Consider the following 24,046-nt stretch of genomic DNA (forward strand, 5'->3'; position numbering starts at 1 on the left):
AATGGGACAAACGATAAAAAGAAAATTTAAATTACTCAATACAAAACCTATAATAGTATGGTTATTTTTAGCTATTCAGGTTCTTGTGTTTTTAGCAATGACTTTTGAGGGATTTCGTAATGGACTTGGTTTTAATGGTTCTCAATCTTCCGAAGTATTAGTGAAATATGGCGCATTAAATAAAAATTTAGTGATGTATTATGGCGAGTATTGGCGTCTACTAACGCCTATGTTTGTTCATATTGGAATCATGCACTTATTAGTAAACTCTGTAACCTTGTATTTTCTGGGGAGTCAATTGGAAGGCTTGATAGGGCATTGGCGTTTTGCAGTTGTATATTTATTGGCAGGGTTTAGTGGGAATGTCTTGAGTTTTGCTTTGAATAATCCTCAAGGTATCTCAGCAGGTGCCAGTACAGCTTTATTTGGACTGTTTGGGTATTTTGTTGCTCTAGGGAGAGTGTACCCGTATAATTCAGCCATTCGTTATATGGCTAAGCAGATGGGGACACTTATCTTTATTAACTTACTCTTTAACCTATTCAGCACAACAATTGATATGTGGGGACATATTGGTGGTGTTATCGGAGGATTCTTATTAGGCTTTATTGTATCTGTTCCTAAAATAAGAGGAACGGCTAATGGTGAATCGGCAGGTGATATTCATCGTAAAATACGAGCAGCAATGGTTTATATCTTTATGATTCTATTCTGTTTGTACTATGTTTACCGCCAATATTTAGTATAGAAAACTTATAATCGTTAACTTTGATATTAGAATAAATATGTGTCATAATAGTATTATAAATTAAATAGACGGTTGGGCAGCTATGCTTTCAAGGTTTTTTCTTCAAAGGGCGGGAAGAAAATTTGAAAGTGGAGCTGTCTATTTTTTTGTCTAAATTGAAAGGAATGTTAGGATGTTAGAAGAATTATTGATTGCTTTGATTGTTATTTTATTAGGAACTAAATTGGCTGGACACTTATGCCAATTGATTAATGTACCTGCTGTTATAGGGGAATTATTGGTGGGGATCTTAGTAGGTCCTGCGGTGTTACAATTAGTTCATCCTTCAGATATGATTCACGTATTTTCTCAGATTGGTGTGATATTGCTGATGTTTTTAGCAGGTCTTGAAAGTGATTTAGATTTGCTCAAAAAATATTTAAAACCTTCAGTATCCGTCGCAATCATGGGGATATTATTGCCGCTTATTTTATGTGGTCTAGTTGGTTCGCTCTTTAATCTTTCTCTGATGAGTTCATTATTCTTAGGGATTGTATTTAGTGCAACATCTGTTAGTATCTCTGTTCAAGTCTTACGTGATTACCGTCGTCTTGATTCACAGGAAGGTTCTGTTATATTAGGAGCGGCTGTGGTGGATGACATCGTTGTTGTTTTATTGGTAAGTATTTTCTCGACAGTTTTAAATATGGAAGGGAATTTTAGTTTAAGTCCTGCTTTTTTCTGGGATTTATTAGGTAAAAAATTATTATTCTTTGTAGTCGTTTATCTTGTTGCTAAATTCGCTATTCAACCGATTTTGAAATTTAGCAAACGTATTATTGCAACAGAAGCTGAAACTGCTATTGCTCTTGTTTTATGTTTTGCTTTTGCTGTTATGTCAGAAATGCTTGGTATGAGTGATGTTATCGGTGCTTTCTTTATGGGGCTGATGTTATCTCGTCAACCGGCTAAAGAAACTATTGAAAAACGTGTGGTTACAATCGGTTATGCCTTATTTATTCCAGTATTCTTTGTTTCTATTGGATTAGATTTGCAGTTCTCAGCTTTTAAAGAGCACGGTCTATTTATTTTAGTTTTATCAGTTGCAGCGATTGTTTCAAAACTTGTAGGAGGATACATCAGTGCTCGTACCTCTAAAATTGACCGTCATAAATCTTGGATTGTAGGTGCAGGAATGGTATCACGTGGGGAAATGGCACTGATTATTGTACAGATGGGTAAAACGTTAGGTTTAGTAACGGGAAGTATTTATTCTGCCATCGTAGTAGCGATTATTATTGCAACACTAGTGTCACCACTTCTAATCAAATTCTTTGTAGAACGTGAACAAAAATTATCAGCTTAAAAAAAGACCTCTATTTTAGAGGTCTTTTTAGTTAGGGTAAAGTAGTAAAAAGTATTTAAAATTAAGGTTGGAAAAGTAGTTGTTATTTAGGTATAATCACAAGGGACAGAAAAAGAAAAAATCACAGTAAAAATGTGTGTTTTTTCATATTTAATGGTATTATAAAGGATGTGTACGATGAGAACACTTTATGATGTTCAGCAATTATTAAAAGGGTTTGGATCAGTTATCTATGTCGGAAAACGTCTATGGGATATCGAGGTAATGGGGATAGAATTAGATAGTTTATATAAAGCAGAGGTTATTGATTTAAAAACGTATCACGCTGCAAAAGTTGTCTTAATAAGAGAACATGAATTAGAACTTAAGAAGCAATAACATTAAAGGAGGACGAGTTTGTGAGTCGTAAATTAATTGGTATTGATTTAGGAGGGACAACTGCAAAGTTTGCCATCTTAACTGAGTTAGGAGAAATTCAACAAAAGTGGAGTATTCCAACAAATATAGCAGAAGAAGGTAGTTTAATCGTTTCAGATATTATTGAATCAATTAAACATCGTTTAGCTATGTATGATATGACAAAAGAAGATTTTATTGGAATTGGTATGGGAACGCCTGGTACTGTAGACCGTGAAAATGGGACAGTTATTGGAGCGTATAACCTTAATTGGAAAACATTACAGCCTGTTAAAGAACAAATTGAAAGTGCTTTAGGTATTCCCTTTGCTATTGATAATGATGCGAATGTGGCGGCTTTAGGTGAAAGATGGCAGGGAGCTGGTGAGAACAGTTCGGATGTTACTTTTATTACACTAGGTACAGGTGTAGGAGGCGGAATTATAGCTGAAGGACATCTTTTACATGGTGCAGTTGGAGCTGCAGGTGAGATTGGTCATATTACAGTTGATCCAGAAGGATTTGATTGTACATGTGGTAAGAAAGGGTGTTTAGAAACAGTTGCTAGTGCAACAGGTGTTGTAAAATTAGCACGGACTCTTTCAGAGGAATACTCTGGTGACTCTAAATTGAAATTCATGATAGATGATGGGCAAGATGTTTCGAGTAAGGATGTCTTTGAATTAGCTGAAACAGGTGATGAATTTGCTTTAATCGTTGTTGATAAAGTATCATTCTATTTAGGATTAGCATGTGGTAATATTGGAAATATGTTAAACCCAACGGATATTGTTATTGGTGGAGGTGTATCAGCTGCAGGTGAATTTTTACGCAGCCGTGTACAAGAGTATTTCAATCAATTTACATTCCCGCAAGTTCATGAAAGTACAAAAGTTAAGTTAGCACAATTAGGTAATGAAGCTGGCGTTATTGGTGCAAGTTCATTAGCTTTAAAATTTAAATAGGGTAAGATAAGGAAGGAAGAATTAGAGTGAGATTTATCGTAGGTTTAAATATTATATTAGCAGCTATTCTTTTAGGAGTAGCAATCAATTGGTTATATATGAAAATGATGGCTAAGCGTTCAGCAACAGAGATTGATCAAGACGAATTTAAAGAAAAAATGCGTAAGGCACAAATCATTGATGTCCGTGAAAAAGATGCTTTTGATGCAGGACATATTATGGGCGCACGTAATATTTCATATTCAACTTTCAAGCAATTACACGGTTCTTTAAGACATGACTTACCGATCTTTTTATACGATCAAAGAAAATCTTTAAGTGTACGAGCTGCAAATATCTTACGTAAAAATGGCTATACTAATGTTTATATCTTAAAAGGTGGCTATAATGACTGGACAGGTAAAGTGAAACGTAGAAAATAGATCATTTAATAAAAATAATCCTATTATAGGGTTATTTTTTTATAAAAAAATAGCAGACACATATGTGTCTGCTATTTTAAGATTAATTATCTTGAGTTAAGACCATCGGCATAATCATTGGATGGCGCTCTGTTTTTTCGATTAAGAATGGTTCTAATGTTTTTGTAATAACGTCTCTAAGCATTGCTTCGTTACAGTTAGGATCTTGTAAGGCTTTATTAATAGCGCGTGATAGAATACGTTGCGCTTGGTTAATAAGACTACCAGATTCACGCATGTAGATAAAGCCACGTGATAGGATATCTGGACCGGCTAAGATTTGTTTTTTCTTATAATCCACTGTCGTAACGGCAAGGACTAGCCCTTCTTCTGAAAGAATACGACGATCTTTTAAAACGATATTTCCAATATCACCGATACCATTACCATCAACATAGACATCTCCAGCATTGAAGTGTCCAGCAATTCTTGCGCTATCAGGTGTAAGAGCTAGGACATCCCCATTTTCAAGAATGAAACAATTATCTTTTTCAACACCAGTATCTTGTGCAAGTTGTGTATGAACTTTTAGCATACGATACTCACCATGAACAGGCATGAAATATTTTGGTTTCATTAAGCTTAACATTAATTTTTGTTCTTCTTGGCCACCATGACCAGAAGTATGAATGTTATTTACTTTACCGTGTATTACTTCTGCTCCAGCTTCAGATAAGCGGTTGATTACGCGATTAACACTAGTTGTGTTTCCTGGGATAGGAGAACTAGAGAAGACAACAGTATCACCTGGTTGAATAGCGATTTGACGATGAGTTCCGTTGGCGATACGGCTTAATGCAGCCATAGGTTCGCCTTGAGAACCTGTACATAAAATTAACATTTCGTTAGCAGGGATATTATTAATCTGTCTTGCATCTACGAAGGTATCATCTGGAACATTGATGTATCCTAATTTTTGACCATTAACAATGGCATTTTCCATACTACGACCAAAGACAGCGACTTTACGACCTGTTTTAACAGCAGCCATAGCGGTTTGTTGAAGCCTAAAGATATTTGAAGCAAATGTTGCAAATATGATTCGACCATCAATTTTTTCAAAAATTTGTTCGATAGATTTTCCAATCGTTTTTTCTGATTTTGTGAAACCAGGGACTTCAGCATTGGTACTATCAGATAGCATACATAAAACACCTTCACTACCAATTTTAGCCATTTTTTGTAAATTTGGTGGCTCGCCAACCGGTGTAAAATCAAATTTAAAATCTCCGGTACATACGATGTTACCAGAAGGAGTTTTTACAACAACTCCTAATGCATCAGGAATACTATGTGTTGTACGGAAAAAACTGATAGTAGTTTTACGGAATTTAATAATAGTATCTTCATTTATTTCATGAAGTTCTGCATCTCGTAATAAACCGTGTTCTTCTAATTTATTTTTGATTAAAGCAAGAGCAAGAGGACCTGCGTAAATAGGTAAGTTCGCTTGTTTTAACAAGAAAGGAATCCCACCGATGTGATCTTCATGACCATGAGTAATCACTAGTGCTTTTACTTTATTAAGATTTTGAACAATGTAACTGTAGTCTGGAATAACATAGTCAATACCAAGTAAATCGTCTTCTGGAAACTTGATTCCAGCATCTACGATAATAATTTCGTCTTGGAACTGAACCCCATATGTATTTTTACCAATTTCACCCAAACCACCAATGCCAAAGACACCAGTTTCATTGTTTTTTATATTGGGTTTCATGTTACTTGAACTCCGTTAAAGTAAACTCAGCGTTTTCTTTTTCGTATTCTAAGTGATTTCCCTCAAGTAGTTGAACTAATTCGATGTTATATGGGGTATTGTCTTCAACTAACATGCGCGCGCTAACTTCGCAATCAGCTTCAACGTAAAGCGATTGTGTTTGTTCTCTTTTTGGGTTTCTTACTTTTGTTTCTTGATAATAAACTTTAAAAATCATATATTTTTCTCCTTTATGTACCCTAAAGGTACTCTATTATTTTTTTAAACGACTTAAAAAATGTCGTAGTAATCGTATCCGATATTATAACAAAAATGACCACACTAAAGTGAGGTGACAAGCACCTCTTAAATTATTAAACCAACTAAATCAAATGAAACGGTTTGGTTGGTTTGGAAACATCAGATGTTTCTGTTGTCTAAGCCTTGTGATGTCTAAATTGAATTAACAAACTGTTCGTTATAATTAAGATAATTTTATCATATTTCTGTTCATAAGTATAGGAAGTTAAATTCTCTAATCGGATATAAATTCAGATGAGGTTTGTTATACATTAAATAAATATGATATATTGATACTATAAGAAAAAACAGATGTTTTTTCAAAAAATAGGGTTCGTTAAAGTGTTATAAAATCGTGTCTAAAATAAGAATGAATAAAGGATGGGTTGAACGGTATGAAATTGATGTGGGAGTATGCGGTACGGCAGAAAAAATTACTCGTATTAAATTTTTTCTGTGTATTTGGATTTATTATAATTGAATTAGGTTTACCAACGCTGTTAGCTAAAATGATAGATGTTGGTGTGAGAAATAAAGATTGGCAATATGTTAAGACGATGGGAATATGGATGATTGTGATTACAATTATTGGTGTGTTGATGAATATCATGTTGACATTTGTAGGTGCTAAGATGAACAATCGGATCATTGTTTCAATGCGTGATGATATGTTTGAATCAATGCAACATTTTTCACATCATGAATATGATCAGCTAGGAGTATCATCTTTGATTACGCGTACAACGAATGATGCCTATCAAGTGATGATGTTTTTAGGGATGCTTCTGCGTTTAGGATTTATGACACCAATGATGTTTATGGCGAGTTTATATATGATTATGCGAGAGAGTGTATCATTATCGATGTTTGTTTTTTTAGGGATTCCATTTTTATTAGCAGGGGTTATTTTGCTTGCTAAGTTGTCAGAACCTCTTTCTAAAAAACAACAGCATAATTTAGACAAATTAAATATGATTTTGCGTGAAAACTTATCAGGACTCCGTGTTATTAGAGCATTTGTTAATGAAAAGTTTGAAGAAGGTCGATTTAAAAATGTAAATGAGAATTATGAAAAGAGTTCAACTAAATTATTTAAATTAGTAGCAACAGCTCAACCAGCATTCTATTTCTTATTTAATATTATTATGGTTCTTATTATTTGGTTTGGTGCCAAACAAATTGAGCTAGGTTCGTTAGAATTAGGAAAACTTTTATCATTTATCGAATATGTTTTCCATGCGTTATTTTCATTTATGTTATTTGCATCTGTTTTTATGATGTATCCAAGAGCAGCTGTATCAGCTGGTCGTATTCAAGAAGTATTAGATACAAAAAGTAGTATTCAAGAAAATCCAGAAGGTATCACTCAAACAGAAACTAATGGTGTGATTGAGTTTAAAAATGTAACCTTCGCTTATCCAGGAGCTGCAGAGAGTCCTGTTATTCGTAATGTGAGCTTTGAAGCACGACCTGGTGAGACTGTTGCCTTTATCGGGAGTACAGGTAGCGGGAAATCAACGTTAATTCAACTGATACCCAGATTTTACGATGTATCTGAAGGGGAAGTTTTGATTGATGGTGTTAATGTTAAGGACTACAATTTATCAGCTTTACGAGAAAAGATAGGGTATATTCCGCAAAAAGCATTATTATTCACAGGAACAATTCGTGATAATTTACGTTTTGGTAAATCAGATGCAACGGAAGAAGACTTCGCTTACGCAATTGATGTGGCCCAGGGTACTGAATTTATTAGTCAAAAGAAATTAGGATTAGATGAACCTTTATCAGAAGGAGGGAGTAATTTCTCTGGAGGACAAAAACAACGTTTGGCTATTGCGAGAGCAATTATTAGACGACCGGCTATCTATGTTTTTGATGATAGTTTTTCAGCTTTAGATTACAAGACCGATGCGACACTGCGCAAGCGTCTGAAGAAAGAAACAACGGAATCGACTGTACTAATTGTCGCCCAACGTGTCAGTACGATTATGCAGGCAGATAAGATTATTGTTTTAAATGAAGGTGATGTTGTAGGAATGGGAACTCATAGAGAGTTACTTAAAACATGTGATATTTATTATGATATTGCATCATCTCAGTTATCGAAGGAGGAATTAGCATGAGAGAGTCGTTAAAATCATTGAAACGCTTATGGAGTTACTTAAGACCGTATCGTTTAATGTTTAGTTTTGCAGTGTTATTAACATTGACTGCTGTGGCTCTAAATGCCATTTATCCAGTCGTAACAGGCTTACCGACAACGGAAATTGCTGCCAATTTAAGTGCAGGAACAGGCTTGAATTTTCCATATATAGTCAAAACATTGATTGCCATTATGGCTATTTCTATTTTATATAGTTTATCTCAATACTTTGCAACGTACTTGATGACTCAGGTTGTTCAACGTGGGATGAGAGATTTAAGGAAAGATATCTCTGAGAAAATTAATCGTTTACCCGTATCGTATTTTGATACGCACCAACAAGGTGAAGTATTATCACGGGTAACGAATGATGTGGATGCGGTCAGTAATGCGATGCAACAAAGTTTTATCGCCATTATTACAGCAATTTTAGGTATTACAATGGCGGTTGTGATGATGTTTGTGATTAATGTCAAGTTGGCATTAGTTGCCCTACTAATGATTCCACTGTCAATGGTGATTTCTAAAATTGTAGTATCTAAATCACAAAACTATTTTCAAGGGCAACAAAATGCTTTAGGTGATTTAAATGGTTATGTAACAGAGCATTTGACTGGTTTTAATGTGATTAAACTTTATGGTAGAGAAGACGAAACTTTAGATGGATTTAAAAAGGTGAGCCATACTTTATCAGATTATGGTTTTAAATCTTCTTTTATTTCAGGCTTAATGATGCCGTTGGTACAAATGACTGCCTATTTAGTTTATATTGTACTTGCGATAAGCGGGTGTTTCTTAGTAATTGCAGGTAATTTAACTTTGGGTAATTTACAAGCGTTAATTCAATACGTGTGGCAAATCAATCAACCTATGGGGCAAATTACTCAATTAGCAACGGTTCTTCAAAGTGCTTCAGCGTCAACAGTTAGAATTTTTGAAATATTAGATGAAATCGAAGCGATAGAAAATGAAGTAGATGTAGTGTTACCTGAAGCCATTGATGGAAAAGTATCCTTCAAAAATGTCGCGTTCAGTTATGATCCGTCACGTCCATTAATCAAGGATTTAAGTTTTGAAGTAAAACCAGGTCAGACGGTTGCCATTGTTGGTCCGACAGGTGCAGGTAAAACAACCTTGATTAATCTGTTGATGCGTTTTTACGATGTGGATTCAGGTGCGATTGAAATTGATGGTATAAACACGAAAGATATGAATCGCAGTGATGTGAGGTCATTATTCGGGATGGTACTTCAAGATGCTTGGCTTTATCATGATTCAATTAGTGAAAATATCCGTTTCGGTAAATTAGATGCAACAGATTATGAAGTAGTAGATGCGGCAAAGACAGCCAATGTTCATCACTTTATTAAAACGATGCCGGAAGGTTACGACATGGTCATTGATGAAGAAGCATCAAATGTATCATTGGGTCAAAAGCAATTGTTAACTATTGCTCGTGCAGTTATCTCGGATCCTAAAATTTTAATTTTAGATGAGGCGACAAGTTCTGTAGACACACGATTAGAAGCATTGATTCAAAAAGCTATGGCTAAAGTAATGGAAGGGCGAACAAGTTTTGTTATCGCTCACCGCTTATCTACAATTCGTGAGGCTGATTTAATATTGGTCATGAATCAAGGTGAAATTATTGAGCAAGGGACACATGATAGTTTACTGGCTCAAGGTGGTTTTTATGAACAACTATATAACAGTCAGTTTGATGAAGAAGGCGATTATGAATTAGCTTAATTTAGTCGATAAAGAGCGAAAACTCAATGTTTTTGCTCTTTCTTTTTTTATTAAAAAAAGATTAAAGAAATTGCGGTTATTTTTTAATAAAACATTTGCAAAAACTGAAGAGTTCTAGTATCTTGAAGAGAGGGGCGAACTAGGCGCTTATTTTTTTGAATTTTTTTATAGGAGGGAAGTCAAATGTCAAAAAAGAACAAAACATTTATTATCAACATCTGTAAGATTACATTAGGGGCTTTAATTTTTGCGTTAGCAGTTAACGTGTTTGCTTTACCAAATAATTTGGGCGAGGGTGGCGTTACTGGTTTAACGATGATTTTATACTACACAAATGGGATTTCACCAGCTTTGACCAATGTACTTTTTAATGCTGTCTTAATGGCGATTGGGTATAAATTTTTAGATAAAAAAACGATATGGTACACAGGTTACGCGATTATCATGTTATCTGTTTTCCTTAAGTTAACAGATCATATTCATTTTGTATCAGACGAGGTCATGATTGTCGCTGTAGCAGCTGGAGTTTTAATGGGTATTGGTATGGGGATGATTATGCGAGGAAATGGTACAACAGCAGGTAGTGCTATTTTAGCAAAATTAATGAATAAATATTTGGGATGGAATACAAGTTATGCGCTATTATTCTTTGATTTAATTGTGGTTATTCCATCAGTATTTGTTATTGGTTTTCCTAGCTTGATGTTTACATTAGTATCATTGACAGTATCTACCAAAGTTTTAGACTTTATTTTAGAAGGATTTAATCCGAAAAAAACTGTTACTATTATTTCTGAGAAACATGAAGAGATTGCTCATGAAATCAGTACTAAGTTAGAGCGAGGCATCACTGTTTTAAATGGAACAGGTTACTATAAACAGAACGAAAAGAAATTATTGTATATTGTGATTAGTCGTCAACAATTGTTACCGATCCAAAAAATCATTAATGAGATTGACCCATTAGCCTTTGTTATTATTAATGATGCACAAAGTGTTATTGGTGAAGGGTTTACTCGTGATTTCTTTGAAGAAGAGGAAAATCAAAATCCGAATGAAATGTAAAAAAAGAAGCCTAAGGGCTTCTTTTTTTTAAGCATTGTTATATTTTTTATCTAAGATTAGATCAACTAATCGATGAGCTAGATGTTCATTACGTGCTAAGACAGGACCGTGAAGATAACTGCAGAATGTATTTTTATAAATAGCACCTTCCCCTTTATCTTTACCGTTGTTTCCATCTCCTTCAAGAACCGTTCCCAAAGGTTTTTCACCCTCACCTAAGTAAGTCACACCGTTATGATTTTCAAACCCAACATAGGTTTCATTAAACTCATCGTTATGAATTTTAACTTCTCCAATAAAACGATTGTTATCTTGACTTAATGTGTAATGATCAAGAGCACTAATACCTTGTATTTTAGTTCCGTTAGCGCCGATGTAGTAGTGACCAAGCATTTGGTAACCACCGCAGATAGCAAGCAGGACACCGTTATCTTCAATATAAGATGTGATGCCTTCTTTCTTAGTTTGGATATCTTTAGATACGATAGTTTGCTCGTAATCTTGTCCACCGCCGAAAAAGACAAAATCATATTTTTCAGGGTCAAATTCTTCATAGATACTGATGATTTCAGAAGTGAAAGACACACCTTTTTGTTTAGCTGCATATTCCATCATTAACATATTTCCGTTATCACCATAAGTATTTAATAGGTTACCATATAAGTGACACGCGCGAATTGTTTTATCTGACATCTTACATTCCTCCCTTTAGGTAACCTTGATTTGTTAATTCTTTACGTAATTCTAAAACAGCTGTGTATGTTGCTAAAATAAATACTTTTTCTGTCGGAGCAGATTTGATTTCATCAATTACTTTAGTTAAATCTGTTGATTCAGTGATGATAGAGTCGTCGATCCCCGCTACTTTCATACGTAGGGTCATATCTTTGCGGCGGTCACCACCAGTGATGACTTTTTGAACTCCCATTTCTGAGAATTTTTCATAGTTTCCATCCCAAATCCAGCTGATATCAAGACCGTCAGCATAGTTAGAGTTAAGTAAGCTAACAAGTGAGAATGGACGTGGTGCTAAGTCAATCATATCGATAACTTGGTTAATCCCGACAGGATTTTTAACTAGAATTAATGTACATTCTTTATCGCCAACGTTGATAATCTCTTGACGGCCAAAGACACGTTCGTCATAAGAAAGACCGGCACGAATTTTTTCCGGAGATAGACCATAGTGACGGGCAACAGCTGTCGCTGAAAGGGCATTATATACATTATATAAACCACCAACTTCGATACTGTATTCTTCGCCATCGACTACAAATTCAGCAGATGTGTTTGTCATATTTTTTAATTCGGTTAACTGGTAGTCTAATTCTGGACGCTTAAAGTCACAGTGCGGGCAGTAATATTTTCCTAAACTACTATACGTAATCATTTTATAGTGTAAGATGTGCTGGCAATTTGGACAAAGGACACCATCTGTATTATGATGTGCCATTTGTTCTCTATCTTCTTCATGGTTAAAGCCGTAATACTCACGAGGGTTTTTAGTTTCAACAGAATTGAAGATAGGTAGGTCACCATTAGCTAAAATAGTAGCATCTGGTGCATTGTTAGCACCGTCTACAATTAGTTTATAGGTTGTATAGATTTCACCATAACGATCCATTTGATCACGGAAAATATTAGTGAAAAGGAATAGCTCAGGTTTGATGTATTGTGTCACTTTACTTAAGCTTGCTTCATCAATTTCTAAGACTGCAAATTTCTTTTGACCTTTTACTTTTTTAGCACCTAAGAATGTTGAGACGATTCCTTGCGCCATGTTAGCGCCGGTTGGGTTAGTTAGGACTTCATCGTATTCTTGACGTAAGACGTTAACGGTTAAAGCTGTTGTCAACGTTTTACCGTTTGTTCCGGTTACCACAATAACTTCATAGTCTTTAGCAAGCGTATCTAAAACCTTAGGGTCTAGTTTTAATGCTAATTTTCCAGGATAGCTGCTGCCACCTTTTGTAAATGTTTTTAAAAACCATTGGCTAGATTTACCAGCAAATATGGCAAATTGACTTCTAATAGTCATAATATTAATTCCTCCTGTAATCAGTCATCCTACGATGTTTGATACTAAATTTAATCCAACTTATCATACCACAATTTGTGTTTTTTTTTAATTCTTTTTGTATTCCTTAATAAAAACCTATCCTCTTTAAAGAGAATAGGTTTGATGTTATCCAATAATAATTTTTTCTGTCGGATAGACGTATCCCTTATCTTGCATTTCTTTTGGAACAAATAGCATCAAGGTATACAGCATGCCAATACGACCAATAAACATGAGACCTGCAATAATTAACTTACCAACTGTTGTTAAGTCATCGGTAATCCCCATAGAAAGTCCAGTTGTTCCGAAAGCAGACGTTACCTCAACAATAATTGAAATAAGAGAATGATTTTCAGTAGCTGAAAGTATTAATACAGAAATGAAGCACATTAAAAGTGAGAGGTTGAAAACAACCACTGATTTTTTTATGTCTTCTTCTGAAATACGACGACCAAAGATACTAATTTTTTCTTCACTTTTAATAAATGAGAACATATAAAGGACAAGAATTGCCACTGTAGTTGTACGAATACCACCACCAACGGAACTAGGGCTACAGCCGATAAACATTAGTGTAGCAAAGAGCAGGAGTGTCGGTGTTTGGAAAGCATTTAAATCATGAATTTGAAGACCAGCATTACGAGTGGTCATTGAGTAAAACATCGAATTAATCAGTTGCTGAGTATGCCCCATATCAGCAAATAAATGTTTACGTTCAAGTAAGTAAATAAACAAGCTCCCAAAAATAAATAGAATTAGAAATGACCCAATTGCTAATTTACTAAATAGAGAAAAGCGAAACGGATAGCCGTGTTTTTTCTTTTTAAAGAAAAGCCATTCTTTTATTTCCATGATAACGGGAAAACCAATTCCGCCAATAATGATTAACATAATAATGCTAATTAAGAAGAAGTAATCGTCAGCATAAGGTGTGATGGACGCACCTGTGACATCAAAACCGGAGTTTGTTACGGCAGAAATAGATTGATAAAAACCGTAGAATATTGCTTCTTTTAATTCAGTATGATGGTTAGAGGTATAAAAATGAATAGAAAAAATAATGCCAAAAATAAATTGAAGCCATAATAAAATACCGAGTGTTGTTCGAATAAGACGAACGATACCACTTAATTTAGGCTGGTTCATGTCAGCCATAATGAGTTGTCTTTGTTTTAAAGAAATCTTACGCCTCGACACAATTAAAAAGAAGGTCGAGACCATCATAATTCCTAGACCACCGACTTGGAATAATAATTCTAATAAAATGACGCCTTTGTGGTTGAATACTTCGTTAATATTGAAGGTACTTAATCCAGTCACACTAACTGTACTAACGGCCATAAAGATATCGTCAAGTAGTGTGGTACTCACCCCAGGATTTCTAAAAAAAGGAAGTGAGAGTAGGATGAAAGAAACTAGGGTCAATATAAGATAGTAGATAACTATCATTTGAATACTTGAAACATGAGTGGAAATAAATCGAGCAAAATCTCGTTTATACCCATAAAAAAAACGCCGTTTGGCCATAACACCCGAGGCTCCTTTCATCGATAAGTTCATTGCTTAGTATAGCATGGTTTTAAATAAGTTCAATTTGAATTAAAAAACTATGATAGTTCCCTATGGATAGAAAAAATGATACTCTAAATATATCTATTGAGGTTAAAAGCCCTCAGACTTTAGTCGGAGGTATTTTAGATGTGTAATCGTGTAAAATAAGAGATATAAACGTTTATAAGGAGGAGTTAGATGTTAGGACAATTAGCAATTAGTAGTGTATTACTTTTTATAATAATAGGGAGCTTTATCGCTCGAAAAAAAGGAAGATTGAATAAAAGGCAATGGCAGGCCTTGATTAGCCTGATTATTGTCAGTGAATTAGTTTATAGCTTGTTTATTTGGGTAGCTTTACCAAGTAAGTCATTATTAAATTATTTAGTTATGAATTTAGTTTTAGGTTTGTTAGGGTTAGGAATTACCACAGTAGTCAATCAATTGGATACGTTGGTTATTGATCATAGAAAACAAACAGCGAAGTGGATTTCAGGTATTATCTTGACGGGTATTATTTTAATGGCAGCGTCTTCTGGCTATGAGATCTATAGCAAAAAACAAGTGTATAACACGCTTAATTTAGTAGAAGGAACAGACACACCTGAATTAGATAAAGAAGACACACCGGTGACGATACCACCGAAAACAGTTCGCAATAAAATGAAGAAATCAATGAATCAGTTTGATAATCAACAGTTCTATAATTTAGGAAATTTACAAGTTCAAAAAGTGAAGGGTGAGGTTGTGTACATCGCACCTTTGGAATTTAAAGGATTTTGGCGCTGGTTAAAAGCAGGGGCTTCAGAAGGGTACTTACAAATGTCCGCAACAGATGTTTATGAGCAGCCTGTTCCTGTTAAAAAGCCTATGACCTATATTCCGAGCGCCTTTTTCTTTAAAGACGTGGAGCGAAAAATCTATTTTGCAACAGCAACTTATAAATCAATAGGCAAGCCTCAACTTGAAGTCGCAGACGATGGACACGCTTATTATGTTCAAACATTATATAAACCAAGAGGGCTATCAGAGAACCCAAATTACCGTAAAATGAAAATAGCAGTACTAGATACAGAGAATGGTAAAGTGGAAGTTTACGATTTAAAAGATGTTCCAGAATTTATTGATGCCCCCATCTCACCAGAAATGGCAACGGAGATGAATAGTGTTTACGGTAAATATGAAAATGGTTGGTTGAACAGTCGATTAGCTAAAAAAGGTGTGAAACTAGCAACTGAAAATGGAACAGAAGATCAAGTAACCCCGATTTTTAACGAAAAAGGTGAGATGCTGTATTTCACAGACTTTACATCGCCGTCAAGTTCAGATGATTCTGCGATAGGCTATTCATTTATCAATGCTCGTACGGGAGAAATTACTTACTATAGTAAGAAAAATATGATGGACAGCGAAGGGCTTCTTAATTTAGTGAACCTTGTTTATCCAGAAAAGAAATTAGAAGGAAATATGCCATTACTTTACAATATTGATGGTGTACCAACATGGGTTGTCTCAATGTTGGATGAAAATGGGATATTTAAAAAAGTCGCGTACGTTAATGCAACAGACAGTGATATTTTAGCAATGGAAGATACTGTTGCAAAAACATTACAAACATATCGTTCAAAACAGAAACAAAAAAATGGAAATGTGTCAGCTATTGATCAAGGAAAACCGACTGAAATAAGTGGAAAAGTAAATCGCCTAACACCACCAATTGTTTCTAATGATGCAACAATAATCAAATTTGTTTTAGAGAATGGCAAGCTTTATACAGTAAATGCTAATTTATATGAAGAAGCTGCTTTCGTCGAAAAAGGGGATGTTGTTACATTTAAGGCTACTATTTTAGATGATGACGTTCAGGGATTTGTCGATGATTTTAAAATTGAAGGCTTTGAAATAAAATAGGAAATATTACATATTTATCAATCGTGTAAAGGAATTAGCGAAAGACTTAACATCTACACATGAGATGTGCTAAAATGTTACTATTGAGAGCCTAATTCTTAGGCTATAAAAATGCTAAAAATAGGAAAGTGATGATAAGTGGAAAAGGAATACACCTGTCCGAATTGTAACGTCGTAACTACCGATATTCCATCGATTTGTCCTATTTGCGATCATGAAAATAGAGAAAAGGCACGAGATAATAGATACAAGTGTCAAAAATGTAGCTATTCTTCAGCTAGCGCGTTTAATTGTTGCCCAATTTGTGAACATGATGAAACTAATGCTACTGATAGCGCGATAGAAAATGATAAAGAGAGTGGGACCTGTCCAATTTGTGAGTATGGTCCAGTAAAACAGGGTGAGATTTGTCCGATATGTGAACAGCAAGTACTTGAAAAAAAAGAGGATAAGTCTGTAAAGGCATGTCCATCATGTGACTGTGAACTTGATGAGGATGTATCAACCTGTCCAATTTGTGACTTTGATTTTCTGAGAAGAGATTCTAATCAGGATAAGAAAAAACAAGACGTAATAGTGGAAATACCAACTCAAATTCTAACCTGTTCGTCGTGTGGTTTTGAGGTATCCGATTTTCCTGTAAGCTGCCCGTTCTGTGAAGCGACGTTCTTGCCTTTGGAAGTAGAAGTCCCTGCTGATACTGGGATTACTGAAATGGAAGGGTATTGTCCGAACTGTGAGTATGCATCAGAAGAATCGTTTGAACGTTGTCCGATTTGTGAGTATCAGGTTGTATCTGATGTTGTAAAGATTGATACACCAGAGGACCAAGAAAAAAGATGCCCAAATTGTGGAGAAGTATCTACTGAGGATGCTAACTATTGTCCGAACTGTGATGGAATAGAGGCTTTAAGAAGGCAAGTTCTTGGCCAATTACCACTGGTTAAAGTAGCGCAATCAGACGAATTAGTAACGAAAGAAACAATACAAAAAGAAGAAGTAAAAGATGTTAAGGACATAACATCAGAAGAAAATAACTCTGGAGGCTGTGCAATAATGACAGATAAAAAAATGAATGATGATAAAAATTTAGTAGATTCGGTTTTAGGAGCTACTAAACAACATGCAAATGAAAAAACAGCACCAAAAATAGAGTCCAACTCTAATACGTCAAACAGACAACCAAAAGAACCTAAAGAGCCTAAAAAACAAATTAATAAAAAACCACTTATTACAGTTGCAGCAGTCGCTGTCTTATTAGGTGGAGGTTATATTGGTGCGACTAAGTATCAAGAAAATATTGAAACACAACGTTTAACAACAATCAAAACACGTAAAGAAAATGTTGAAAAGAACTTAAAAAAACTTTACTTGAATGATGAGAAGATATTCTTAAGCGAAACGTTTGAAGAGCAACATTTAAATGAACTAGCTAAAGAAGTAGCATCGATTGAAGATCCTAAATTTGTGGACAAAGTGTCACCTGATGTTGAAGATTTGACTGCTCGTGCGACACTTCAAGGTAAAGTGAATGATTTATTTGAAGAACCACTTATTGTAGGTGATAAGTTATCAGAAAAAGCAGCTCTTAAAGAAGAGTCACCAAAACTTCCTGATGCTATCAAAGAGCCAAAAGATGGTTTAGAGAAACTATTCAACAAAGGTATTGATAAAACGAAAGAACAAATCAAGACAATTGAAGAGGCTAAAAAAGCCGTGGCAGTAGTTTTCGATAAAGATGTAAAAAAAGAGGCGACTGCTAAACAATTGGATGAGGCTAAAAAATCTGTAGAGAAATTAAAACCTGGTAAATTAAAAGATGGCTATTTAGCTAAGTTAGATAAAGTTTCTGCTACGCTTGATAAAGATAAGAAAGCTAAAGCAGATAAAGATAGTAAAGAAGAAAAAGAGAAAAAAGAAAAAGCTGCTAAAGAAAAAGAAGCAAAACTAAAAGAAGAAGAAAAAGTCAAAAAAGAAGCTGATAAAGCGAAGAAAGATAACGAAGAAGCAGAAGCATTAGCAGATAACGATGCTGGCATATCAGAAGGTGAAACACCGGCAGTACCAGGTGAAGGTGAAGGGGCACAAGCGCCAGCTGAAGTACCACAAGAAGAGCCAACTCAAAATCAAACTAATCAACAGCCAGCACCAGAACAACCTACGGTTCAAAAACAAGGTAATGGAGATGTTACTTATGTTGATCCGGAAACAGGTAAAAAGACAGCTGTTAAAGACGGTATCTCGATTAATGAACGCACACCAGGTTCTACCACAACCGGTGATTGGTCATGGGCTCCCGGAATCTATGATAACTTTATTGCTACAAGTATTGCTCGTGGCTATATTGTTCCTGGTGGTTATGAAATCCGTCAGAGTGAAATCATTAATGGTGAACCATACTATGATTTATATGCTACAAACTTAGAGTCACCAGTTTCAAAAGCATTCTCTGAAAATGAACTGCCGATATTTATTGTTAAAGTAAATGCTAAAACAGGTTGGTTCAAAGGGACTGCTCCTTACTAAAAAATAAAAAAACCATACTCATAGGATTGAGTATGGTTTTTATTTTACTAGAAGTGCCGATAAGTAAGTGATTTTGGATAGATTTTTTTTAAAAAGTAAAGTATACTAACATAGGAAGATTAGCAGAAAGTCAGGTGTAAAAGATGGCCCAATTATTTTTTAAATATGGTGCGATGAACAGTGGAAAATCTATTGAGATTTTAAAAGTCACGCATAATTATGAAGAACAAAATAAACCCGTTGTGTTAATGACGAGTGGTGTAGACACGAGAGATGGAGTTGGCCAAGTGTCGAGCCGGATTGGGTTATCACGTCAAGCAACACCTATATTTAGTGATACAAATGTTTATCAAGTGATAAAAGCCCTTGATTTCAAACCATACTGCATCCTTGTAGATGAGTCTCAATTCTTAGAAAAACATCATGTTTTAGAGTTTGCACAGGTTGTGGATGAGTTAGGGATACCGGTAATGGCTTTTGGTCTAAAAAATGACTTTCGCAATGAGCTATTCGAAGGTTCTAAATATTTATTATTATATGCAGATAAGTTAGAGGAATTAAAAACAATCTGCTGGTTCTGCCATAAAAAAGCAACAATGAATTTACGTATGCTAGATGGAAATCCAACGTATTCAGGTGAACAAATTCAAATCGGTGGAAATGAATCGTATTACCCTGTCTGTCGCAATCATTATTTAAATCCTAAAAAGTAAGAGGGATAACGGATATTAATCAATTATTAGCTAAAGGAGATTATTATGTACGATCAATTACAATCAATAGAAGACCGTTACGAAGAATTAGGAGAGCTGTTAAGTGATCCAGAGGTTATTTCAGATACAAAGAAATTTATGGAGCTTTCAAAAGAAGAAGCAAACACGCGTGAAACAGTAGAAGTATACCGTCGTTATAAAGAAGTGGTAGATGGTATTGCTGAAACTGAAGAAATGCTTGGAGAAAAATTAGATTCAGAAATGCAAGAGATGGCTAAAGAAGAGTTATCTGATTTAAAAAAAGAAAAAGAACAAATTGAAGAGAAAATCAAAGTGTTATTAATTCCAAAAGATCCTAATGATGATAAAAATATTATTATGGAAATTCGTGGTGCAGCCGGTGGAGATGAAGCGGCATTATTTGCTGGTGATTTATTTGAGATGTACCAAAGTTATGCTTCTTCTCAAGGATGGAAGTTTGAAGTGATGGAAGCGAATATCACAGGTATTGGCGGGTACAAAGAGGTTATTGTGATGATAACTGGAGAAAATGTTTTCTCTAAATTGAAATACGAAAGTGGTGCACACAGAGTACAACGTGTGCCGTCAACGGAATCACAAGGTCGTGTTCATACGTCAACTGCAACAGTTGTTGTGCTACCAGAAGCAGAAGAAGTAGAGTTAGACTTAGATGAAAAAGATATCCGCGTTGATATTTACCATGCTAGTGGTGCTGGTGGACAGCATGTCAATAAAACAGCTTCTGCTGTTCGTTTGACTCACTTGCCAACAGGAATCGTAGTTGCAATGCAAGATCAACGTTCGCAATTACAAAATAGAGAAAAAGCGATGAAAATTTTACGTGCTCGTGTGTTTGATCAATTGGAACAAGAAGCGCGTAGTGAATATGATTCTAGTCGTAAGTCTGCTGTCGGTACTGGTGATCGTTCAGAACGTATCCGTACGTATAACTTCCCGCAAAACCGTGTAACAGATCACCGTATTGGGTTGACTGTTCAAAAATTAGATCGTATTCTTTCTGGTGAGATGGATGAAATTGTTGATGCGTTAATCATTTACGATCAAACGGCTAAGCTGGAAGAGATGCAAAATGAAAATAAAATGTAAGTACGTCGAAGCCCTTAAAGGGGCTTCTTCTTTTTTAGAGGGGCAAGGAAAAGAAGGGTATCTTGCTGAATACATGTTAATTGAGCGCCAAGGTTGGAATAAAACCGAACTAGTCTCAAAACTTAGACAAGATATGCCAGAATCTATCTATGATGTATGGCAGCAGGATTTAAAAAAAGTATGTGAAGGAATTCCGCCACAATACATTATAGGAAGTTGTGAATTTTTTGGACGTCGTTTTAAGGTGACCGAAGCAACGTTGATACCTAGACCTGAAACAGAAGAACTAGTAGAAGCCTGTCTTGTAGACAATAAGTCAACTTCAGGATTGAAAGTCTTGGATATAGGTACCGGTACAGGTGCGATTGGGCTAACATTGAAGCACGAAGTACCGAGTTGGGATGTTACTGCAATTGATATTTCTTCTGAGGCATTAGCTGTTGCAAAAAAAAATAAGCTTGAATTTGGTTTAGATGTTAGATTGGTTGAAGGGGACTTGATTGAACCGGTTCAGACAGAGACATTCGATATTATTGTATCAAATCCTCCTTATATTGCAGAGGATGAGTGGGATGTCATGGATGAGAGTGTGCGAGAGCACGAGCCAAAATTGGCTTTATTCGCTCCTAACAAAGGTTTGGAAATCTATCAACGTTTAGCTAAATCGCTTCCATCCGTCACTCATGAAAAAAGTAAAATCTATTTAGAAATTGGCTATTTACAGGGTGAAGCAGTTGTAAATCTATTTAAAAAAGCATTTCCTAAGCATAATGTTCGTTGTTATAAAGATTTTTTTGGTCAAGATAGAATGGTTATAGTAACACCAATATAGCAATTGGATTATAAGAAAGGAGTCGAGAGCAATGAAAACAATTTATTTTACATCTGAAGAATTAGATGAAGCTGCGTCTTTGATTAAACTAGGGGAGTTGGTCGCTTTCCCTACAGAAACCGTCTATGGCTTAGGTGCAGATGCTACCAATTCAGAAGCAGTTAAAAAAGTTTATCAGGCTAAAGGAAGACCAAGTGATAATCCTTTGATTGTTCATCTGTCTGATGAAAAAGAACTCGTTAAGTATGTAGAGAAACTACCTGAACAAGCCTATTCTTTAATGGAGAAGTTTTGGCCAGGTCCGTTAACTTTAATCTTCAAGATAAAAAAAGGAAGCTTGCCATCTGTTGTAACTGGTGGCCTTGATACAGCAGCCTTTAGGATCCCAGATAATAAAGCGACGCTTGAGTTAATTTCAAAAGCAGGTATCCCACTTGTTGGACCAAGTGCTAACACATCAGGAAAACCAAGTCCAACACAAGTGAGTCATGTTTTTCATGATCTACAAGGGAAGATAGCTGGTATTATAGATGATGGCCCAACTCGTGTAGGGCTTGAATCAACAGTTTTAGATTTATCAGCAGATGAGCCAGTTATTTTAAGACCAGGTAACGTGACAGAAAAAGAAATTGAACAAGTGATAGGTAAATTAGGTAATCATCGATTAGAGGTTTTGGGTGAAGAACAACCTAAAGCACCAGGTATGAAGTATAAACACTATTCGCCTAATACGTCTGTATGGTTAGTTGATGAATCTAAATTGTCTTGGAACGAAGCTATCCAATGGGCTAAGAGTGAAGGATACCGAGTAGGGATATTAGCTCCTCTTGACGTGTGCTTAAGTTTTAAAGATGAAGTTACAGATAGTTTCAATTTGACGGATAAAAATAACGTTGAAGAAGCTAGCCAACTGTTATTTTCAGGGTTACGTTATTTAGATGACAGTTCGCAAGATCTTGATGTTATTTTAACATCAGTTTACCCTGAAATAGGTATGGGATTAGCTTATATGAATAGATTGAACAAAGCAGCAGAGGGACATGTGCCGTCTTAATAAATAGCTTACCTAAAATGTTATATGCTATAATGTAAAAAAAAGTACAAGGGTGATAACTATGGAAAATTACTTAGAAGAATTAGATCCTCAGATTTGGCAAGCGATTGTAAAAGAAGATAATCGTCAAAAGAATACCATCGAGCTCATTGCCTCAGAAAATTTTACTTCCCGTGCTGTTATGGAAGCACAAGGGAGTATTTTAACAAATAAATATGCTGAAGGTTATCCTGGTAGACGTTACTATGGTGGATGCGAGTATGTAGATATCGTTGAAAAATTAGCGATAGATCGAGCAAAACAATTATTTTCTGCTAAATTCGCGAATGTCCAAGCGCATTCTGGCTCACAAGCGAATACTGCAGCATATAAGGCTTTAATTGAACCAGGCGATACTGTATTAGGTATGAATTTATCGCATGGTGGTCATTTGACTCATGGTGCTTCAGTTAACTTTAGTGGTAAAATGTATGATTTTTATGATTATGAAGTAGATCCAAAAACTGAAAAAATAGATTATGATGTGCTTCGTATAAGAGCAAGAGAAGTATCACCAAAATTAATTGTTGCAGGTGCAAGTGCTTATAGTCGTTATATTGACTTTAAAAAATTCCGTGAGATTGCTGATGAAGTAGGAGCATTATTGATGGTAGATATGGCGCATATTGCAGGCTTAGTGGCAGCGGGATTACATCAAAATCCTATGGAATATGCAGACGTGGTAACAAGTACGACACATAAAACTTTAAGAGGTCCCCGTGGTGGTTTGATTTTAACTAATAACGAAGAGTTAGCTAAAAAAATAGATAGTGCTATTTTCCCAGGTATTCAAGGTGGACCGTTAATGCATGTTATTGCTGGAAAAGCGGTGGCATTTAAAGAAGCTATGACAGAAGAATTTGTTGATTATCAAAAACAAGTTATCAAAAATGCTAAAGCAATGGCTGAGGTATTTAACACTTGTAAAAAAGCACGTGTGATTAGTGGTGGAACAGATAATCATTTGTTATTGATTGATGTGACTGGTTATGGAGTAAATGGTCAAGAGGCTGAAGCTATTCTTGAAAAAGCTAATATTACTGTTAATAAAAATAGTATCCCGTTTGAGATATTGAGTCCATCTAAAACAAGTGGTATTAGAATAGGGACGGCTGCGGTGACAACACGTGGAATGTTAGAGCCTAATGTTGTCAGAATTGCAGAATTAATTGATATGGCTTTAATATGTAAAAATGATGATAATAAGTTAGCTGATATCGCACTTCATGCAAAATCTATTACTCAAAAGTTTCCATTATATCGCTAATAAAATAAAGTTTATAAAAAAAGAGTGTATGACTAGTCATACACTCTTTTTTCGATTACAATAGTTAGTGATAAAAAAATAGATGTTGGTAT

At 35.2% G+C, this 24,046-nt stretch carries 20 protein-coding genes and 1 other annotated feature; of the genes, 15 read left to right on the plus strand and 5 right to left on the minus strand.

Going from position 1 to position 24,046, the window contains the following annotated elements; translation table 11 throughout:
- Position 1 precedes the first annotated feature (1 nt).
- The 5 genes from OL233_RS09215 (at position 2) to OL233_RS09235 (ending at position 3,876) form a co-directional block, all read left to right on the plus strand.
- A complete protein-coding gene (locus tag OL233_RS09215) occupies positions 2-748 on the plus strand; it encodes a rhomboid family intramembrane serine protease (protein WP_275472030.1) in 747 nt (248 codons plus the stop codon).
- Positions 749-818: 70 nt separating this feature from the next.
- Positions 819-867: a sequence feature (sodium ion sensor (DUF1646 type); this cis-regulatory element may regulate processes involved in with the transportation of sodium ions), on the plus strand.
- Between the two features lie 53 nt (positions 868-920).
- Complete coding sequence (locus OL233_RS09220; protein ID WP_275472031.1) at positions 921-2,093, plus strand: cation:proton antiporter; 1,173 nt, start codon at positions 921-923, stop codon at positions 2,091-2,093.
- Between the two features lie 177 nt (positions 2,094-2,270).
- Positions 2,271-2,471: a YqgQ family protein gene (locus OL233_RS09225; protein ID WP_126832496.1), complete on the plus strand. Its 201-nt coding sequence runs from the start codon at positions 2,271-2,273 to the stop codon at positions 2,469-2,471.
- A 20-nt stretch (positions 2,472-2,491) separates the two neighbouring features.
- Positions 2,492-3,454 (plus strand): ROK family glucokinase, encoded by a 963-nt coding sequence (locus OL233_RS09230; protein ID WP_275472032.1) that lies wholly within the window; start codon positions 2,492-2,494, stop codon positions 3,452-3,454.
- A 26-nt stretch (positions 3,455-3,480) separates the two neighbouring features.
- Positions 3,481-3,876, plus strand: coding sequence for a rhodanese-like domain-containing protein (locus OL233_RS09235; protein ID WP_275472033.1), 396 nt, complete (start codon positions 3,481-3,483; stop codon positions 3,874-3,876).
- 82 nt (positions 3,877-3,958) lie between these two features.
- On the opposite strand, the gene rnjA is transcribed toward OL233_RS09235, so the two are convergent.
- Both rnjA and OL233_RS09245 read right to left on the minus strand, forming a co-directional pair.
- Positions 3,959-5,635, minus strand: coding sequence for a ribonuclease J1 (gene rnjA / locus OL233_RS09240; protein WP_275472034.1), 1,677 nt, complete (start codon positions 5,633-5,635; stop codon positions 3,959-3,961).
- A 1-nt stretch (position 5,636) separates the two neighbouring features.
- Entirely contained in the window at positions 5,637-5,852 is a 216-nt protein-coding gene (locus OL233_RS09245) for a DNA-directed RNA polymerase subunit epsilon (RefSeq protein WP_126832503.1), read from the minus strand.
- 457 nt (positions 5,853-6,309) lie between these two features.
- Here OL233_RS09245 and OL233_RS09250 point away from each other — a divergent pair, with 457 nt between their 5' ends.
- From OL233_RS09250 to OL233_RS09260, 3 genes are all read left to right on the plus strand, one after another.
- Positions 6,310-8,040, plus strand: a complete 1,731-nt coding sequence (locus tag OL233_RS09250) for an ABC transporter ATP-binding protein (protein ID WP_275472035.1) — start codon at positions 6,310-6,312, stop codon at positions 8,038-8,040.
- Positions 8,037-9,809, plus strand: a complete 1,773-nt coding sequence (locus OL233_RS09255) for an ABC transporter ATP-binding protein (RefSeq protein ID WP_275472036.1) — start codon at positions 8,037-8,039, stop codon at positions 9,807-9,809. Before OL233_RS09250 ends, OL233_RS09255 begins: the two co-directional genes overlap by 4 nt.
- Before the next feature lie 183 nt (positions 9,810-9,992).
- Entirely contained in the window at positions 9,993-10,874 is an 882-nt protein-coding gene (locus OL233_RS09260) for a YitT family protein (RefSeq protein ID WP_275472037.1), read from the plus strand.
- Between the two features lie 27 nt (positions 10,875-10,901).
- Here the strand turns inward: OL233_RS09260 and OL233_RS09265 are convergent, their stop codons facing one another.
- From OL233_RS09265 to OL233_RS09275, 3 genes are all read right to left on the minus strand, one after another.
- The gene (locus OL233_RS09265) at positions 10,902-11,567 is read right to left on the minus strand and encodes a type 1 glutamine amidotransferase (RefSeq protein WP_275472038.1); all 666 of its coding nucleotides are present in this window, start codon (positions 11,565-11,567) and stop codon (positions 10,902-10,904) included.
- 1 nt (position 11,568) lies between these two features.
- Positions 11,569-12,912 carry a Mur ligase family protein gene (locus tag OL233_RS09270; RefSeq protein WP_275472039.1) on the minus strand — a complete coding sequence of 448 codons (1,344 nt, stop codon included), beginning with the start codon at positions 12,910-12,912 and terminating at the stop codon, positions 11,569-11,571.
- A gap of 147 nt (positions 12,913-13,059) precedes the next feature.
- Positions 13,060-14,460, minus strand: a complete 1,401-nt coding sequence (locus tag OL233_RS09275; RefSeq protein ID WP_275472040.1) for a TrkH family potassium uptake protein — start codon at positions 14,458-14,460, stop codon at positions 13,060-13,062.
- Positions 14,461-14,682: 222 nt separating this feature from the next.
- Between OL233_RS09275 and OL233_RS09280 the strand changes: the two genes are divergently transcribed.
- The 7 genes from OL233_RS09280 (at position 14,683) to glyA (ending at position 23,954) form a co-directional block, all read left to right on the plus strand.
- Positions 14,683-16,395, plus strand: a complete 1,713-nt coding sequence (locus OL233_RS09280; RefSeq protein ID WP_275472041.1) for a DNA-binding protein — start codon at positions 14,683-14,685, stop codon at positions 16,393-16,395.
- Positions 16,396-16,533: 138 nt separating this feature from the next.
- The gene (locus OL233_RS11445; RefSeq protein WP_275472042.1) at positions 16,534-18,921 is read left to right on the plus strand and encodes a cell division site-positioning protein MapZ family protein; all 2,388 of its coding nucleotides are present in this window, start codon (positions 16,534-16,536) and stop codon (positions 18,919-18,921) included.
- Positions 18,922-19,064: 143 nt separating this feature from the next.
- A complete protein-coding gene (locus tag OL233_RS09290; RefSeq protein ID WP_275472043.1) occupies positions 19,065-19,634 on the plus strand; it encodes a thymidine kinase in 570 nt (189 codons plus the stop codon).
- 45 nt (positions 19,635-19,679) lie between these two features.
- Positions 19,680-20,762, plus strand: coding sequence for a peptide chain release factor 1 (prfA, locus tag OL233_RS09295; RefSeq protein ID WP_275472044.1), 1,083 nt, complete (start codon positions 19,680-19,682; stop codon positions 20,760-20,762).
- Positions 20,746-21,594, plus strand: a complete 849-nt coding sequence (prmC, locus tag OL233_RS09300) for a peptide chain release factor N(5)-glutamine methyltransferase (protein ID WP_275472045.1) — start codon at positions 20,746-20,748, stop codon at positions 21,592-21,594. Before prfA ends, prmC begins: the two co-directional genes overlap by 17 nt.
- Before the next feature lie 31 nt (positions 21,595-21,625).
- A complete protein-coding gene (locus tag OL233_RS09305) occupies positions 21,626-22,648 on the plus strand; it encodes an L-threonylcarbamoyladenylate synthase (protein WP_275472046.1) in 1,023 nt (340 codons plus the stop codon).
- 61 nt (positions 22,649-22,709) lie between these two features.
- The gene (gene glyA, locus OL233_RS09310) at positions 22,710-23,954 is read left to right on the plus strand and encodes a serine hydroxymethyltransferase (protein ID WP_275472047.1); all 1,245 of its coding nucleotides are present in this window, start codon (positions 22,710-22,712) and stop codon (positions 23,952-23,954) included.
- Positions 23,955-24,046 lie beyond the last annotated feature (92 nt).

The sequence above is a fragment of the Vagococcus proximus genome, from assembly GCF_029143285.1.
Taxonomy (GTDB): Bacteria; Bacillota; Bacilli; order Lactobacillales; family Vagococcaceae; genus Vagococcus_D; species Vagococcus_D proximus.

Excerpts from the sequence above, each read along its gene's own strand:
- OL233_RS09215 (WP_275472030.1), top strand. The coding sequence starts at position 2 with ATGGGACAAACGATAAAAAGAAAATTTAAATTACTCAATACAAAACCT.
- OL233_RS09220 (WP_275472031.1), top strand. The coding sequence starts at position 921 with ATGTTAGAAGAATTATTGATTGCTTTGATTGTTATTTTATTAGGAACT.
- OL233_RS09225 (WP_126832496.1), top strand. The coding sequence starts at position 2,271 with ATGAGAACACTTTATGATGTTCAGCAATTATTAAAAGGGTTTGGATCA.
- rnjA (WP_275472034.1), bottom strand. The coding sequence starts at position 5,635 with ATGAAACCCAATATAAAAAACAATGAAACTGGTGTCTTTGGCATTGGT.
- OL233_RS09245 (WP_126832503.1), bottom strand. The coding sequence starts at position 5,852 with ATGATTTTTAAAGTTTATTATCAAGAAACAAAAGTAAGAAACCCAAAA.
- OL233_RS09250 (WP_275472035.1), top strand. The coding sequence starts at position 6,310 with ATGAAATTGATGTGGGAGTATGCGGTACGGCAGAAAAAATTACTCGTA.
- OL233_RS09255 (WP_275472036.1), top strand. The coding sequence starts at position 8,037 with ATGAGAGAGTCGTTAAAATCATTGAAACGCTTATGGAGTTACTTAAGA.
- OL233_RS09260 (WP_275472037.1), top strand. The coding sequence starts at position 9,993 with ATGTCAAAAAAGAACAAAACATTTATTATCAACATCTGTAAGATTACA.
- OL233_RS09265 (WP_275472038.1), bottom strand. The coding sequence starts at position 11,567 with ATGTCAGATAAAACAATTCGCGCGTGTCACTTATATGGTAACCTATTA.
- OL233_RS09270 (WP_275472039.1), bottom strand. The coding sequence starts at position 12,912 with ATGACTATTAGAAGTCAATTTGCCATATTTGCTGGTAAATCTAGCCAA.
- OL233_RS09275 (WP_275472040.1), bottom strand. The coding sequence starts at position 14,460 with ATGGCCAAACGGCGTTTTTTTTATGGGTATAAACGAGATTTTGCTCGA.
- OL233_RS09280 (WP_275472041.1), top strand. The coding sequence starts at position 14,683 with ATGTTAGGACAATTAGCAATTAGTAGTGTATTACTTTTTATAATAATA.
- OL233_RS09290 (WP_275472043.1), top strand. The coding sequence starts at position 19,065 with ATGGCCCAATTATTTTTTAAATATGGTGCGATGAACAGTGGAAAATCT.
- prfA (WP_275472044.1), top strand. The coding sequence starts at position 19,680 with ATGTACGATCAATTACAATCAATAGAAGACCGTTACGAAGAATTAGGA.
- prmC (WP_275472045.1), top strand. The coding sequence starts at position 20,746 with ATGAAAATAAAATGTAAGTACGTCGAAGCCCTTAAAGGGGCTTCTTCT.
- OL233_RS09305 (WP_275472046.1), top strand. The coding sequence starts at position 21,626 with ATGAAAACAATTTATTTTACATCTGAAGAATTAGATGAAGCTGCGTCT.
- glyA (WP_275472047.1), top strand. The coding sequence starts at position 22,710 with ATGGAAAATTACTTAGAAGAATTAGATCCTCAGATTTGGCAAGCGATT.